The 13,400-nt window shown below is 69.7% G+C and carries 11 protein-coding genes and 2 pseudogenes; 6 read left to right on the top strand and 7 right to left on the bottom strand.

The window, feature by feature from the left end:
• Window positions 1–126 precede the first annotated feature (126 nt).
• Together mqnP and R6V09_RS05890 are read right to left on the bottom strand one after the other, a co-directional pair.
• The gene (mqnP, locus tag R6V09_RS05895) at window positions 127–1,029 is read right to left on the bottom strand and encodes a menaquinone biosynthesis prenyltransferase MqnP (RefSeq protein WP_317880250.1); all 903 of its coding nucleotides are present in this window, start codon (window positions 1,027–1,029) and stop codon (window positions 127–129) included.
• Window positions 1,026–2,480 carry a menaquinone biosynthesis decarboxylase gene (locus R6V09_RS05890; RefSeq protein ID WP_317880249.1) on the bottom strand — a complete coding sequence of 485 codons (1,455 nt, stop codon included), beginning with the start codon at window positions 2,478–2,480 and terminating at the stop codon, window positions 1,026–1,028. Before R6V09_RS05890 ends, mqnP begins: the two co-directional genes overlap by 4 nt.
• A gap of 76 nt (window positions 2,481–2,556) precedes the next feature.
• Between R6V09_RS05890 and R6V09_RS05885 the strand changes: the two genes are divergently transcribed.
• Both R6V09_RS05885 and R6V09_RS05880 read left to right on the top strand, forming a co-directional pair.
• On the top strand, window positions 2,557–2,856 hold the full coding sequence (locus R6V09_RS05885) for a PLD nuclease N-terminal domain-containing protein (RefSeq protein ID WP_317880248.1): 300 nt from the start codon (window positions 2,557–2,559) through the stop codon (window positions 2,854–2,856).
• Between the two features lie 98 nt (window positions 2,857–2,954).
• Window positions 2,955–4,382, top strand: coding sequence for a purine-cytosine permease family protein (locus R6V09_RS05880; protein ID WP_317880247.1), 1,428 nt, complete (start codon window positions 2,955–2,957; stop codon window positions 4,380–4,382).
• Here the strand turns inward: R6V09_RS05880 and R6V09_RS05875 are convergent.
• Window positions 4,358–5,008: a hypothetical protein gene (locus tag R6V09_RS05875; RefSeq protein ID WP_317880246.1), complete on the bottom strand. Its 651-nt coding sequence runs from the start codon at window positions 5,006–5,008 to the stop codon at window positions 4,358–4,360. The genes R6V09_RS05880 and R6V09_RS05875 overlap by 25 nt on opposite strands.
• A gap of 112 nt (window positions 5,009–5,120) precedes the next feature.
• Here R6V09_RS05875 and dnaK point away from each other — a divergent pair, with 112 nt between their 5' ends.
• Complete coding sequence (gene dnaK / locus R6V09_RS05870; RefSeq protein ID WP_317880245.1) at window positions 5,121–6,866, top strand: molecular chaperone DnaK; 1,746 nt, start codon at window positions 5,121–5,123, stop codon at window positions 6,864–6,866.
• Between the two features lie 20 nt (window positions 6,867–6,886).
• Here the strand turns inward: dnaK and R6V09_RS05865 are convergent.
• Together R6V09_RS05865 and R6V09_RS05860 are read right to left on the bottom strand one after the other, a co-directional pair.
• A pseudogene (locus R6V09_RS05865) lies at window positions 6,887–7,620 on the bottom strand (SDR family NAD(P)-dependent oxidoreductase).
• A gap of 55 nt (window positions 7,621–7,675) precedes the next feature.
• Window positions 7,676–8,014, bottom strand: a complete 339-nt coding sequence (locus R6V09_RS05860; protein WP_317880244.1) for an ArsR/SmtB family transcription factor — start codon at window positions 8,012–8,014, stop codon at window positions 7,676–7,678.
• Window positions 8,015–8,112: 98 nt separating this feature from the next.
• Between R6V09_RS05860 and R6V09_RS05855 the strand changes: the two genes are divergently transcribed.
• Window positions 8,113–9,087, top strand: a complete 975-nt coding sequence (locus R6V09_RS05855) for a quinone oxidoreductase family protein (RefSeq protein ID WP_317880243.1) — start codon at window positions 8,113–8,115, stop codon at window positions 9,085–9,087.
• Window positions 9,088–9,519: 432 nt separating this feature from the next.
• Here R6V09_RS05855 and R6V09_RS05850 read toward each other — a convergent pair.
• Window positions 9,520–9,953, bottom strand: a pseudogene (locus tag R6V09_RS05850) (hypothetical protein).
• A gap of 508 nt (window positions 9,954–10,461) precedes the next feature.
• Between R6V09_RS05850 and R6V09_RS05845 the strand changes: the two are divergent.
• Window positions 10,462–11,070, top strand: a complete 609-nt coding sequence (locus R6V09_RS05845; RefSeq protein ID WP_317880242.1) for a TetR/AcrR family transcriptional regulator — start codon at window positions 10,462–10,464, stop codon at window positions 11,068–11,070.
• 53 nt (window positions 11,071–11,123) lie between these two features.
• Entirely contained in the window at window positions 11,124–12,053 is a 930-nt protein-coding gene (locus R6V09_RS05840; protein WP_317880241.1) for a transglutaminase-like domain-containing protein, read from the top strand.
• Here R6V09_RS05840 and R6V09_RS05835 read toward each other — a convergent pair.
• The gene (locus R6V09_RS05835) at window positions 12,050–13,309 is read right to left on the bottom strand and encodes a PucR family transcriptional regulator (protein WP_317880240.1); all 1,260 of its coding nucleotides are present in this window, start codon (window positions 13,307–13,309) and stop codon (window positions 12,050–12,052) included. The two genes, R6V09_RS05840 and R6V09_RS05835, sit on opposite strands and share 4 nt — an antisense overlap.
• Window positions 13,310–13,400 lie beyond the last annotated feature (91 nt).

Raw genomic sequence — 13,400 nt, 5'->3', positions numbered from 1 at the left:
GCTGAGCGCGTAGGCCGCCCCGCCTGACCAAGCAGGCGGCCACTTCTGACCGGGCAGGCGGCCCCTTCTGACCGCGCAGGCACCCAGGGGCTGGCGGCCCCGTACGACCGCGCGTGGCCGCCCCGCTCAGACAGTCAGCCCGCGCACCAGCAGATCCAGCAGCGCGCACACGAACAGGGCGATCCCGATGAACCCGTTGACGCTGAAGAACGCCCGGTTGAGGCGGGACAGGTCATGGGGCCGGACGATCGAGTGCTCGTAGACGAACGCGCCCGCGACGATCAGCAGGCCGAACCAGAAGAAGGCACCGGCGCCGGTCGCCGCGCCGTACCAGGCGAGGAGGGCCGTGGTGAGCGTGTGGCAGACCCGCGCGCCCCAGATCGACGCCGGGATGCCGAAGCGCGCCGGCACCGACATCACACCGATCTCCCGGTCGGTCTCGATGTCCTGGCAGGCGTAGATCAGGTCGAAGCCGCCGATCCAGATGCCGACGGCGAGCCCGAGGATCACCGCGTCCCAGGACCACTCGCCGGTGATCGCCAGCCAGCCGCCGACCGGGCCCATGGCCTGGGCGAGACCGAGGATGGCCTGCGGGAAGTTCGTGAACCGCTTGCCGTAGGGATAGACCACCATCGGGATCACCGCGATGGGCGCCAGCGCCAGGCAGAGCGGGTTGAGGAGCGCCGCCGAGCCGAGGAACACGACCAGGGCGACGAGCGCGCCCGTCCACGCGTGCTTCACCGTCATCGCGCCGGTCACCAGCTCGCGGTGTGCCGTGCGCGGGTTACGGGCGTCGATCTCGCGGTCGATGATCCGGTTGACCGCCATCGCGAACGTCCGCAGCCCCACCATGCAGGTGGTGACCAGCAGCAGCCGCCCCCAGTGGATGTTCCCGTCCAGCCGGAACATCGCGGTCAGCGCCGCGATGTAGGCGAAGGGCAGGGCGAAGACGGAGTGCTCGATCATGACGAGGCGTAGGAACGCCTTGGTGCGCCCCGGCTGCGGGATCGCGGCTGATGCGCTGCTCACGAAAGTCCGTACTCCTTCCACCGGCGGTCGACCTTCGCCGCCGTCTCCGGGTCGGACAGCACCATCTCGGGCCAGCCGCCGTCCCGCGTGTAGCCCTCCTCGGGCCACTTCCTCGTCGCGTCGATGCCCGCCTTGCCACCCCAGAACTGCTGGTAGGAGGCATGGTCGAGATGATCGACGGGTCCTTCCACAACCGACAGATCCCGGGCGTAGTCCGTGTTGCCGAGGGCCCGCCACGCGACCTCGTGCAGATCGTGGACGTCACAATCAGCGTCGACGACCACGATCAGCTTGGTCAGGGACATCATGTGCGCACCCCAGACCGCGTGCATCACCTTCTGGGCGTGCTTCGGGTACTTCTTGTCGATGGAGACGATCGCGCAGTTGTGGAATCCGCCCGCTTCGGGCAGGTGGTAGTCCACGATGTCCGGCACGATGATCTTCAGCAGCGGCAGGAAGAACCGCTCCGTCGCCCGCCCCAGCGGTCCGTCCTCCGTCGGAGGCCGCCCTACGACGATCGACTGAAGCAACGGCCGCTTCCGCATCGTCACGCAGTCGATGGTCAGCGCGGGGAACGGCTCCTGCGGCGTGTAGAACCCGGTGTGGTCTCCGAACGGCCCCTCCGGCAGCATCTCGCCGGGCTCCAGCCACCCCTCGATGACGACCTCGGCCTGCGCCGGCACCTGCAGCGGCACGGTCTTGCAGTCGACCATCTCGATCCGCTTGCCCGCGATGAACCCGGCGAACAGGTACTCGTCGATGTCACCGGGAAGGGGTGCGGTGGAGGCGTAGGTCACGGCGGGCGGACACCCGAAGGCGATGGCGACCGGCAGCCGCTCGCCCTTCCTGGCCGCGACCTGGTAGTGGTTCCGGCTGTCCTTGTGGATCTGCCAGTGCATGCCGATGGTGCGCTTGTCGTGACGCTGCAGCCGGTAGAGCCCGAGGTTGCGGATCCCGCTCTCCGGGTCCTTGGTGTGGGTCAGCCCCAGGTTGAAGAAGGACCCGCCGTCCTGCGGCCAGGTGAAGAGCGCCGGCAGCAAGTCGAGGTCGACATCGTCCCCTTCGAGGACGACCTCCTGCACCGGCGCGTCCTTGACCTTCTTCGGCGGCACGTGGGTCATCGCACCGAGCTTCCCGAAGGCGTCCCGTACCCCCACGAACCCCTGCGGCAGCTCGGGCCGCAGCAGCCCGCCGATCTTCTCGGAGATCTCGCCGTACGACTTCAGCCCGAGCGCCTTCAGCAGCCGCCGGTCGGTCCCGAAGACGTTCATGGCGAGGGGCATGCTCGATCCGCGGACGTTCTCGAAGAGCAGCGCGGGCCCGCCGGCCTTCTGAACCCGGTCGACGATCTCCCCGACCTCCAGATACGGGTCCACCTCGGCCTTGATGCGCTTGAGGTCTCCCTCGCGCTCCAGTGCCCTGAGCAGGGAGCGAAGATCGTCGTAAGCCATGTGTCCAAGTATCTGCCACCCGCTAACCTGACCCCGTCACCGGGGCCGTCCCACCACTCAGGAGAATCTCGCCACCATGCTCAGGTATCTGCCCTTCCTGCTGGTCCTGGCCCTGTGGATCTACGCCTTCGTGGACTGCCTGAACACGCCCGAGGAGGACGTGCGGGGCATGCCGAAACTGGCGTGGGTGTTCGTGATCCTGCTCTTCGGCGAGGTCCTGGTCGGCCCGGTCGCCTGGCTGATCGCGGGCCGGGCGCGGCGCGACCCGGAGGGGGCGACGGCCGCGCAGGGCCGGTGGATCGCGCCGGACGACAACCCGGAGTTCCTGAAGTCCCTGAACAAGGACGACCTCAAGGACGACCCCAAGGCCGAGTAGACGTGAAGTGATACGTGCAGGTTGTACGCCGGTGAGCGGCCCGGTACGGACATTGCGCCTCTGGGCCCGGACCGGCAGGAACCGGACACTTACCTCGCATGACGACTGCTCCCGCCGACTCAACCGGCACCCTCGCCCCCGAATACGGTGACAAGGTCATCGCCGTCGAGACGGCCGGTGCCGAGCCCATCCCCGACGCCGAACGCCACGGCACCCCGCTCCAGCTGCTCTGGACCTGGGCCTCCCCGAACATCGAGTTCGCGACCGTCTACATCGGCGTGATCTCGGTCCTCTTCTTCGGCCTGAGCTTCTGGCAGGCGACCGCGGCGATCGTCCTGGGCACCGGCCTCGGCGCGATCACCCAGGGCTTCCTCTCCCTGGACGGCCCGCGCTTCGGCGTCCCGCAGATGGTGATCGGCCGCTTCTCCTTCGGCTTCCGCGGCAACATCCTCCCGTCGGCGGCCAACGGCCTTGTCGCGGGCGTGGGTTGGTTCGCGGTGAACAGCGTGAGCGCGGCGTTCGCACTGAACACGCTGACGGGTCTACGTCCCCTGCCGTCGCTGCTCCTCGTGGTCGTGGCCGAGATCCTCATCGGCTTCATCGGCCACAACTTCGTGCACACCTTCGAGAAGTACGCGTTCCCGGCGCTCGCGGTGATCTTCCTGCTGGCAGGCGTGTGGACGTTCAAGGACGCGCACCTCGGCGGCGGCGGCACGGGCGGCGGGGTGGGCGGCTTCCTCCTCGCGCTCAGCGCGGCCTGGGGCTACGCGGCGGGCTGGAACCCGTACGCCACGGACTACTCGCGCTATCTCCCCCGCACGGCGAACAAGTTCAGGACGATCCTGTACCCGGCGGTCGGCCTGTTCGTGTCGGTGACGTTCGTGGCGGTGATGGGAGCGGCCTCGGCAACTTTGCTGGCCCCCAAGGACGCAACGCCCACGGCGGCCTTCACGGGCCATCTCCCGTCCTGGCTCGGCAACTTGGTGCTGCTCGCGATCATCCTCGGCGCGATCTCGGCGAACGCCCTGAACGTCTACTCCGGCGCGATCTCCCTCACCGCGCTCGGCCTCAAGCTCCCCGCCTGGCTCAACCGCAGCGTCCTGGTGGTGGTGTCGGGCGTGGCCGGTACGGCGGCGGCGTGGGCGTCACTGTCCGACGCGGGCTCGGCGTACGAGGCGTTCCTGCTGGTCATCGCGTACTGGGTGGCACCCTGGCTGGGCGTGGTCCTGGTGGAGCGCTGGTTCCAGTCCCGCACACCCACCGAGGAACTGGCCCCCCGCCTGACCGACCCCACCTTCACCAACTGGCCTGGCCTGGCTGCCCTGTTGATCGGCATCGGAGTCTCGGTCCCGCTCTTCTCCAACCAGGAGGACTACGTCGGCTACGTCCCGAAGCACTGGCCGTCGTTCGGCGACAGCACGCCGATCGTGGGCTTCGTGCTGAGCGCGGTGCTGTACGTGGCACTGCGCAAGGTACTGGGCCCGAAGGGCCGGGTTCAGCCTCAACCGACCAGCGTCGACGCCTGATCCACGTACTCGACCTTGATGTACGGGGCGTTCTTCGCCCCGTACGCCTTCTTGATGATCGGCTCGGCCTTGTCGGGGTCGTCGACCCCGACCCGGACGAACCCCCGCTCGTCCACGCCGACTTCGCGCATCCGGAAGGTGCCGTCCCAGCGACTCATGTCGTCGCCGACCCGCTCGGACAGCGCGTCGAGCGTCTTCCGGTCGAGGTCGGCGTCGTGAAGCCGCACGGTCACGCCCTTCACGACGGACCCACAGACCTCGGCGTCGAAGGCGGCCGACGGTACGCGCCACACGTCCACGCTCTTACTGTCCTCGTCGAGGGAGAGGCCGGTGTAGACGGCGGCGTACCGGTCGGCGTGGGCGAGCTTGTCGATGCGGGCGACGACGCGTTCGAGGGGTTCGAGGGGGGAGTTGTCGTCGTAGGCGCTGGGGAGGCTGTCGACGGGGCGGGTGCCGACGCACACGCGATGGACGCCGGTGTCGGCCTTCGGCCGGGCGCCGCTCACGGTCCCGTCGTCGGCACCCAGATTCATGAGCCCGTGCACGGCCAGGGCGACCAGGACCGCCACAGCGACGATCGCGACGGCCACGAAGGTCCACAGGTACCTCTTCGGGTGCTTTTTCACGCCGAATCCCCCTCCTACGCCCGACCCGACACTGTGACGCGGCGGGAGCCGGAGGCGTTCGGAGCCCACCGTCGGGGCAGCCTGATGGAAAGGCAACCCGGGGGGGTGCACAGTGGCTCGTGCAGTGGGGATCGACCTTGGTACGACGCATTCCACGGTCAGTGTCGTCGAGGGCGGTGAGCCCACCGTCATCAGCAACGCGGAGGGCGCCAGGACCACGCCGTCCGTCGTCGCCTTCACGAAGGACGGTGAGGTGCTGGTCGGCGAGTCGGCCAGGCGGCAGGCGGTGATCAACGCGGACCGCACCATCAGTTCGGTCAAGCGTCACATGGGCACCGACTGGACGATCGAACTCGACGGAAAGACCTTCAACCCGCAGCAGATCAGCGCGTTCGTCCTGCAGAAGCTGAAACGGGACGCCGAGGCCTACCTGGGCGAGACGGTCACCGACGCCGTGATCACCGTCCCGGCGTACTTCGGCGACTCCGAGCGGCAGGCCACCAAGGAGGCCGGCGAGATCGCGGGACTGAACGTCCTGCGCATCATCAGCGAGCCGACCGCCGCCGCTCTCGCCTACGGCGCGGACAAGGACGACGAGACAGTCATGGTCATCCACTTCGGGGGCGGCACCTTCGACGTGTCGCTGCTGGAGATCGGCGGCGGCGTGGTGGAGGTGAAGGCCACCAGCGGCGACAACCGGCTCGGCGGTGACGACTGGGACCAGCGCTTCGTCGACCTCCTGGTCCGGCGCTTCACCGCCGACCACGGCGTCGATCTCACCAAGGACAGGGCGGCGTTACGACGCCTGCGCGAGGCCGTGGAAAAGGCGAAGTTCGAACTGTCCTCGACCACCGAGACCACGATCGCCCTGCCCTACATCGCTAACTCCTCCGCCGAGGGTCCGCTGCACCTGGACGAGAAACTCACCCGCGCCCAGTTCCAGCAGCTGACGGCCGACCTGCTGGACCGCTGCAAGGCGCCGTTCAACAACGTCCTCAAGGACGCGGGCATCTCCCTCAAGGAGATCGACCATGTCGTCCTCGTCGGCGGCTCCACCCGTATGCCCGCCGTCATCCAGCTGATCGACGAACTGACCGGGGGCAAGGAACGGCGACGCGTCCGTTCGGACGACCCGGTCGCCGCCGGTGCCGCGCTCCAGGCGAGCGTCCTCAAGCACGAGATCCGGGACCTCATGCTGCTCGACGTCACCCCGTTGTCCTTAGGCATCGAGACCAAGGGCGGCATCATGAGCAAGCTCATCGAGCGCAACACCACGATCCCGACCAGGCGCTCCGAGATCTTCACGACGGCACGGGACAGCCAGACGGAGCTGAGGATCCAGGTCTACCAGGGCGAGCGCGAGATCGCCGCGTACAACAAGAAGCTCGGCACAGTGGAGTTGACCGGTCTGCCTCCGGCGAAGAGCGGCGACCCGGAGATCGAGATCGCCTTCGACATCGACGCCAACGGCATCCTGGGCGTCTCCGCCAAGGACCTCGGCAGTGGCAGGGAGCGGCGCGTGGTGGTCACCGGCCGCTCCGCACTGCCCAAGGCCGACCTGGAGCGCATGACGCGTGAGGCCGAGCGGTACGCGGACTGGGAGCGTCTGCGCCGCGAGGTCGCCGAGGCGCGTGACAAGGGCGAGCGGCTCATCAACTCCACCGAGAAGTTCCTCAGGGACCACAAGGACCGCGAGGACACGGTGCCGGCCGACATCAGGGCCGACATCAGGGCCGAGATCAAGTCCGCGGTCGGCGAGCTCAAGGAAGTCCTGAAGGGCTCGGATGCCGCAGCCGTCCGCGAGGCCACCGAGACGGCCACCGCCATCATCGGGGCGTTACTCGACCAGCTGCCCTAGGCATCACGGACGCGGAACGGTCAGCGCACCCAGCTACTGGTGAGAGTCCGGACGGCCGAGCCGTCGGGGTCGGCGAGGGTCGTGGCGACGAAGTCGCGGGCCCACTGCGAGGTCTGGACGCGGAAGGGCGGGTGGGCGGCGGTCAGGGCGTCGACGATCGGGGCGGCCGCCTCGGCCGGCGTCTGGGCGTTGCCGAACGACTGCTGGGTGCGGGCGATGTAGGCCTGAAGCGCCGGGCCGTACGGACCGGCGGCGGCGAGCAGGGCCGGGACGTCCAGGCCGAGGTTGGCGACGAACTCGCTCGCCACCGCGCCCGGTTCGACCACGGTGACGTCGACGCCGACGGTCGCGGCGACCGGCGCGAGCGACTGCATGAAGCCCTCGACGGCGAACTTGGCCGCGCAGTACGCCTCGTTGAAGGGCTGGCCGACGGCGCCGCCGACGCTGCTGACGGTGATCACCCGCCCCTTCGACGCGCGGAGGTGCGGCAGGGCGGCCCGGGTCATCGCCACCACGCCGAAGAAGTTGACCTCCATGGCCGCGCGGACGTCCTCGACGCTGCTCTGCTCGATGGTGCCGACCTGGGCCGCGCCGGCGTTGTTGACCAGCGCGCGGCCTTGAGCAGAGCGTCCGCCTTGCCGGTGTCGCGCATGGTGGCGATGGTCGTCCAGCCCGCCCGTGCGGTGCCGACGGCCGTGGCCAGGCCGATACCGGAGGACGTACCGGTGATCAGAACCGTCTTCGGGGAGGCCATGAGGGTCATCCTTGCCTGAAGGTACGACGGGCCCTTGTCCAGCGCATGACCCGATTCATTCTGCACGCAGTACGAGTTCCAGCAGCCCCGGGAACCGTGCGGCGAACTCCTCCCGGCGGAGCCGGTTGACCCGCTTTGGCCCCTCGTCCCGCTGTTCCACGATCCCCGCACCCCGCAGCACGGCGAAGTGGTGGCTCAGGGCGGCCTTGCCCACCGGCACGTCGAAGCTGCCGCAGCTGCGGGACCAGTCCGCCGAACCGGCCAACTCCCTCACCAGGGTGATGCGTACGGAATCGGCGAGGGCAGCGAGAGCCGTCTGTACGGGGACGTCGTCGGGGTGGGTGTGTTCGGGGGCGGCCCGATGACTTCCGGTGGTGCTGGTTCGCTGCGCCATGCCCGCCTCCTGCTCTCCCTTGCCGACTGTTCGATGAAAACCATACACTCGCGAGTGTTCGCTTTTCATTGAACAGTCGAGCGGGGAGTGTGTACGGCATGCGCGCAGTCGAGTTCCAGGAGTACGGCGGTCCCGAGGTCCTGAAGGTCGTGGAGGCGGAGGTCCCGCGGCCCGGCCCCGGCCAGGTGAGCGTCGACGTGGCGTACACCGGGGTGAACTTCGCCGACCTCAAGGCGCGCGGCGAGGGGTACCGGGTGCCAAGTCTCCCCTTCGTACCGGGACTTGAGGTCTCGGGCCGGGTACGGGAGGTGGGTGAGGGCGTCGAAGATCTTGCGGTGGGCCAGGAGGTGGCGGCTCTGACGGCGGGCGGCGCGTACGCGGAAGTGGCCGTCACCGACGCGGTGACCGTCTTCCCGCTCCCCGCGGGCGTGGACCTCCGCACGGCCGCCACGCTCCCCACGGTCCTCCCGACCGCGTACGCCCTCGTGCACTCGGTGGGCCGGCTGCAACCCGGCGAGACGGTACTCGTGCAGGGCGCGGCGGGCGGAATCGGCACGGTGGTGGGGCAGTTGGCGCGGGCGGCGGGGGCCGGGGCGGTGTACGGGGTCGTATCGAGCGCGGCGAAGGGGGAGTTCGCGCGGGGGTACGGCTACGACGAGGTGTTCGTGGGCGAGTTCGAGGCGCCGGTGCGGGCGGCGACGGCCGGGCGCGGGGTGGACCTCGCCCTGGACCCGGTGGGCGGCGACACCTTCCGCGCCGGCCTGGCCTCCCTCGCGACCTACGGCCGCCTGGTCTCCTTCGGCAACGCGAGCTCGGCGAAGCCGTGGCAGGTGGGCCAGCCCGAGCTGTACCCCGGCGCACTCTCCGTCTCCGGCTTCTCGATCCTGACCCTGGCCCAGAACGACCCTGCAGCCCTACGAGCCCTGACGGAGCGGGCGTTCGCGACGGTGGTCGACGGCACGGTGTCGTTGCCGGTGACTGCGGAGTTCGGGTTGTCGGAGGCGGCGGAGGCGCACCGGGTGATGGGGGCGCGGACGAGTACGGGGAAGTTGCTGCTCAGGGTGGCGGACTGAGGGTTGTTCACCGCGGGCCGGTGGGGGCTGGTCGCGCCCGCGCGGCGGAGCCGCAAATGTCTCAGCCTCGCGCCCCTGGAGGGGTGAGTGCAGTGGGCGCCTGTTGGTAGGTGAGCGTTGGGCCACTCGCTTCTTTGTCAGTGTCGGGCTTCCACGGTCCGCGTCAAGGGCGCTTCGCGTCGGCTACGCCGATGGCCCTGCGGGCCACCCTTGACCCGGCCCGCTCCAGCCCGTCTTAGAAGCGAGCGAGCGGCCCGGGGAGAGCAATGGGGGGCCGAGGTCTGCCAGTCCCTTGCCTGTACTGCGTTGCCGGCCGGTGTGGCGGGACGCGCCAGCGTCTCGCCAGCACGCCGCGCCGGCTCAGCGGCCAACCGCCGGTGGGGGGGGGAGGAGAAGGCCCGGAGGGGGTGGGGTGGGTGCCATAGAAGTGTGTCACTTCACGGGAAAGTGACACACTTTTTTGGACCCCATCAGCCGACCTGCGGGTCCGCGGGTCCGCGGGTCCGCAAGGAGAACGACTCGATCAGCCTCTACGTCGAAGCCGAGCACCGGATGGCCGTACTCGCCCTCCGGGTCCATGAGTACCGGCTTGCCCAAACGCCGCCCGATCTCCCGGAGGAAGCCGCAAAGCACATCAAGTCCGGGCACTCGGCATCCGCCGCACGGGACAGCACGGCCTCCGCCCGGGGCACCGGAAGCCCCCTCTCTCCCTCGGAGTACTGGCTCTTCCAGCCCTTCTCCGCGACAAGATCGAGGACCGCCTGCCAGTCATCCACCGAGGCATTCGGGACACGCATGTCCGGCAACGACCCCACCCAGTCCAGGTCGAAGAAGCACTTCACGTCATCCCACAACAGGTCGCTCACCCCGCCATGCTGCCCCGACCGCCGACATGGCGGCACCCCCGGCCTCCGGGAGCCCACCCACTCACCGTTGGCCGCTAAGCCGGCCCGGCGTGCTGGCGAGACGCTGACGCGCCCCACCACACCGGCCCACAACGCAGCCGACATGAGGGGCCGGCGGACCTCGGCCCCCCATTGCTCTCCCCGGGCCGCTCGCTCGCTTCTCCAACGGGCTGGAGCGGAGCGAGTCAAGGGTGGAGCGCAGCGGAATCGGCGCAGCCGACGCGTAGCGAAGCGAAGCGCCCTTTACTCGGTCCGCTCCAGCCCGACACTGACAAAGAAGCGAGTGGCCCAACGGCAACATTCCAACCCACCCCCACCGGACCCACGGCCATCCGTATCCCCCGAAACGGACGGACGCGGGCCCAGCTACCACCCAGTCTGGATCGCCGCGTAGCCACACCGGAAGAGGGTTCCAGAAATCTGCTCTAGAAATTCACTCTAGAACCGGGTTCGCAATACGCTGTCCCCCATGAGCCCCAAGCAACACCGCGGCGAGGTCACCGCAGACCTGCTCCTCGACGCCGCGCTACGCGTCTTCGCGGAACAGGGCGAACAGGGCCTCACCGTCAACGCCGTGACCAAGGCCAGCGGCGTCAGCCTCGGGAGTCTGTACCACCACTTCGGCAGTCTGGACGGGCTGTACGACGCCCTGGCGCAACGCTGGTTGAGCCGGCTGCTGGAGGACCTGGTCACCGCGCTCCGGAGCACCCGCACCGCCCGCACCGGCATCCGCGCGATCGTACGGACGCATCTGACGTTCGTACGCGAACACCGGGACGCCGCCCTGCTGTTGCACTCCACCAGAACCGATCAGCGGAACATGACCCGGGCCAGGGAACTGCGCGACTCCCAGGAGGCCAGGCTGTCGGTGTTCACCCTCTGGATCCAGTCCCATGTCGATTCGGGCGAGTTGGCCCCGCTGCCACCGGCCCTGATCGAGTCCCTGGTGCTGGGCCCGTTGGTCGGCTTCGTCCGCCGCTGGCTCTCCGGTGTCGACGACATCGAACCCGACCTCGACGAGGCCGCACGCGTACTGCCGGAGCGGATCTGGCGCTCCGTCGCCGCGGACCCGAAGTGAAGTGCCCCTGAACCCTGGACAATCCGGGGCGAATTTTGACACGGTGCGGTGTCATGCCCCTCGACTTCCGCACTTTCTACGCCGCCCAGAGCACGTACTCCGACCCCGGTGCCCTCGCCCACCGCTACGACGGTCTCCCCCGCGACCCGGCCCAACTCGCCCGTATCACCCGCGACTTGGTCGTGCACCGCCTGGAAGCCGGCTTCTACGACCACGTCCACCCCACCGACCGCCTGCACAACGACGCCGAGACCCGCTACATCGACGACATCCTCCGCATCCTCGTCGACCGGAACGACGCCCCGCTCACCCGACGACGCGAGGTCGGCGACCGGTTCGTCGGGACCTGCCGGGACTTCTCGCTGCTGCACTGCTCGTTCCTGCGCCACCTGGGCATCCCGGCCCGCACCCGCTCCGGCTTCGCCGACTACTTCAGCGAGAGCAGCTCCGACCGCTTCCACAGCGATCACGTCGTCACCGAGTACTGGCACGACGACCGCGGCTGGCTCCTCGCCGACGCCCAGCTCACCGACCCCGTCGTCACGGACCACTGGAACATCGACTTCGACCCGATGGACGTACCCCGCGACCGCTTCCTCGTCGCGGGCGAGGCCTGGCAGGCCATCCGAGCAGGTGGCGCAGACCCGGCGACCTTCGGACTGCATCCGCCGGAGGAGGGGCCGTTCTGGGGCGAGCGGTTCGTCGCCGGCAACATCCGCCTCGACCTCGCCGCCCTCAACAAGGTCGAGACCCTGCTCTGGGACGTCTGGAGCGAGGACGAGGGCAAGCCCGGGGAGCCGTTGCCGGAGCCGTCACGCCTCTTCTACGACCGTGTCGCACCGGTCGTCAGCGGCGAGGTCTCCTTCGACGCCGTACGGAAGTTGTTCGCCGAGGACGACATCCTGCGCACCCCGCCGACGGTGACCTGCTACGCCCCCTTCAACGGGCCCAGCCAAGTCACCCTGCGCCCCAGCACCGTCTAGGCCACGGTCCGCAGCCCCCGCACCTGAGCCGCCCCCATCCCCCGCACCACCCGATGCGCGCACACCGCCGCCAGCAACTCCCCCAGCAGGTCGGGGTCGTCGATCTCCAGGCCGAGCAACGACTCGATGCGTTCCAGACGTTGGTAGAGCGACTGGCGGCCGATGTGCAGCAGGGCCGCCGTCCGGGTGGGCGAGCAGCCGTGCCGCAGGTGTACCTCCAACGTCCGTACCAGGTCGCTGGGATGGGCCGCCTCCCACGCCAGCAGCGGGCCCAGCGCGTGCTGCACGAGCCGTGCCAGGCGGTCGCGGTTCGCGTCGACACCGCCCCGCGTCAGCTCCCGTTCCAGCGCCAGCGCCCGCGCCGATGTCACCAACGGGCCTTCCGGCGCGGCGGGTTCGGCGGCCGGGACGGTCAGGGCGAGTTCCAGCGTCGTACGGGCCGCCCGTAGCGTGTCGCTCCAGCGCAGCCAGCCGCTGGCCGCCTCGACCACGTGCCCGACCGCGACGGTCAGCCCGGGATCGGCGGCCGTGCGGAAGGCCTCCTGGACAGTGCGTATCGGGTCGCCGGAGACCGAGCCGGGCAGGGCCAGCAGCGCCAGTACGTCACCCGGGAACGCCGCCCGCAGCACGCCCGCCCCGCCCAGCAGCCGTACCGCCCGGTCCACGGCCGTCACCTCGTGCGCGCCGTGCACCGAGACCCCGATCAGGCGGGCGCCCGGTCCGGGGTGGAAGCCCGCGAGTGCGGCCCGCGCCTCGACCTCCGGCTGGTTCAGCGCGGCCTGGTCCGCGAGGTCGGCCAGCAGGGCGGCGGTGTGGTCGTCGCCCCACGGTCGTACGACGGAGCGGCCGGACAGGCCCCGGGCGACGATCGCCCGGTTGGCGGCCTCGGTGATCCGTACGAAGGGGACGACCCGGTGGAGGGCCAGGAGGGGAAGGCCCAGGCGGCGGGCCTCGTCGGTGACCTCCGGCGGCATCGTCGGGAGGGAGCGGCCGATCTCCACCGCCAGGCCGGAGGCGCCCCGGGCGGCGAGTTCGCGGACGTAGCGGCGGCGGGTCTCGGCGGAGGTGTCGGTGAGGCCGAAGCCGTTGGTGAGGAGGAGTTCGCCGCCGTCGAGGAAGTTCGCGCCCTCGTAGACCTCGCTGGAGTGGACCCAGCGCACGGGGCGGTCCAGAGCGGCCTCGCCGGCCAGGAGTTCGGGCTCGGCGGCGCGGACCGGGTCGAGGGCCAGGACCTCACGGAGGGTGAGTGCGGGCACGGGAACCTCCAGAGGCGCGGACAGTTCGTCCGGTTAAGGGTTGCGGGGAGAGTACTTTCCGCACGTTGCCCTCGTGTTTCGCCCACTGGAG

The sequence above is a fragment of the Streptomyces sp. W16 genome (genome assembly GCF_033194735.1).
Classification (GTDB): domain Bacteria; phylum Actinomycetota; class Actinomycetes; order Streptomycetales; family Streptomycetaceae; genus Streptomyces.
The sequence above is the reverse complement of the archived record's forward strand: the minus strand, read 5'-3'. Positions and strand labels throughout refer to the sequence as shown.

Bases quoted from the DNA above. Each gene is read 5' to 3' on its own strand.
- R6V09_RS05860 (WP_317880244.1), bottom strand. From the start codon at position 8,014: ATGGCGCAGCGAACCAGCACCACCGGAAGTCATCGGGCCGCCCCCGAA.
- R6V09_RS05855 (WP_317880243.1), top strand. From the start codon at position 8,113: ATGCGCGCAGTCGAGTTCCAGGAGTACGGCGGTCCCGAGGTCCTGAAG.
- R6V09_RS05885 (WP_317880248.1), top strand. From the start codon at position 2,557: ATGCTCAGGTATCTGCCCTTCCTGCTGGTCCTGGCCCTGTGGATCTAC.
- R6V09_RS05880 (WP_317880247.1), top strand. From the start codon at position 2,955: ATGACGACTGCTCCCGCCGACTCAACCGGCACCCTCGCCCCCGAATAC.
- R6V09_RS05845 (WP_317880242.1), top strand. From the start codon at position 10,462: ATGAGCCCCAAGCAACACCGCGGCGAGGTCACCGCAGACCTGCTCCTC.
- R6V09_RS05890 (WP_317880249.1), bottom strand. From the start codon at position 2,480: ATGGCTTACGACGATCTTCGCTCCCTGCTCAGGGCACTGGAGCGCGAG.
- R6V09_RS05840 (WP_317880241.1), top strand. From the start codon at position 11,124: ATGCCCCTCGACTTCCGCACTTTCTACGCCGCCCAGAGCACGTACTCC.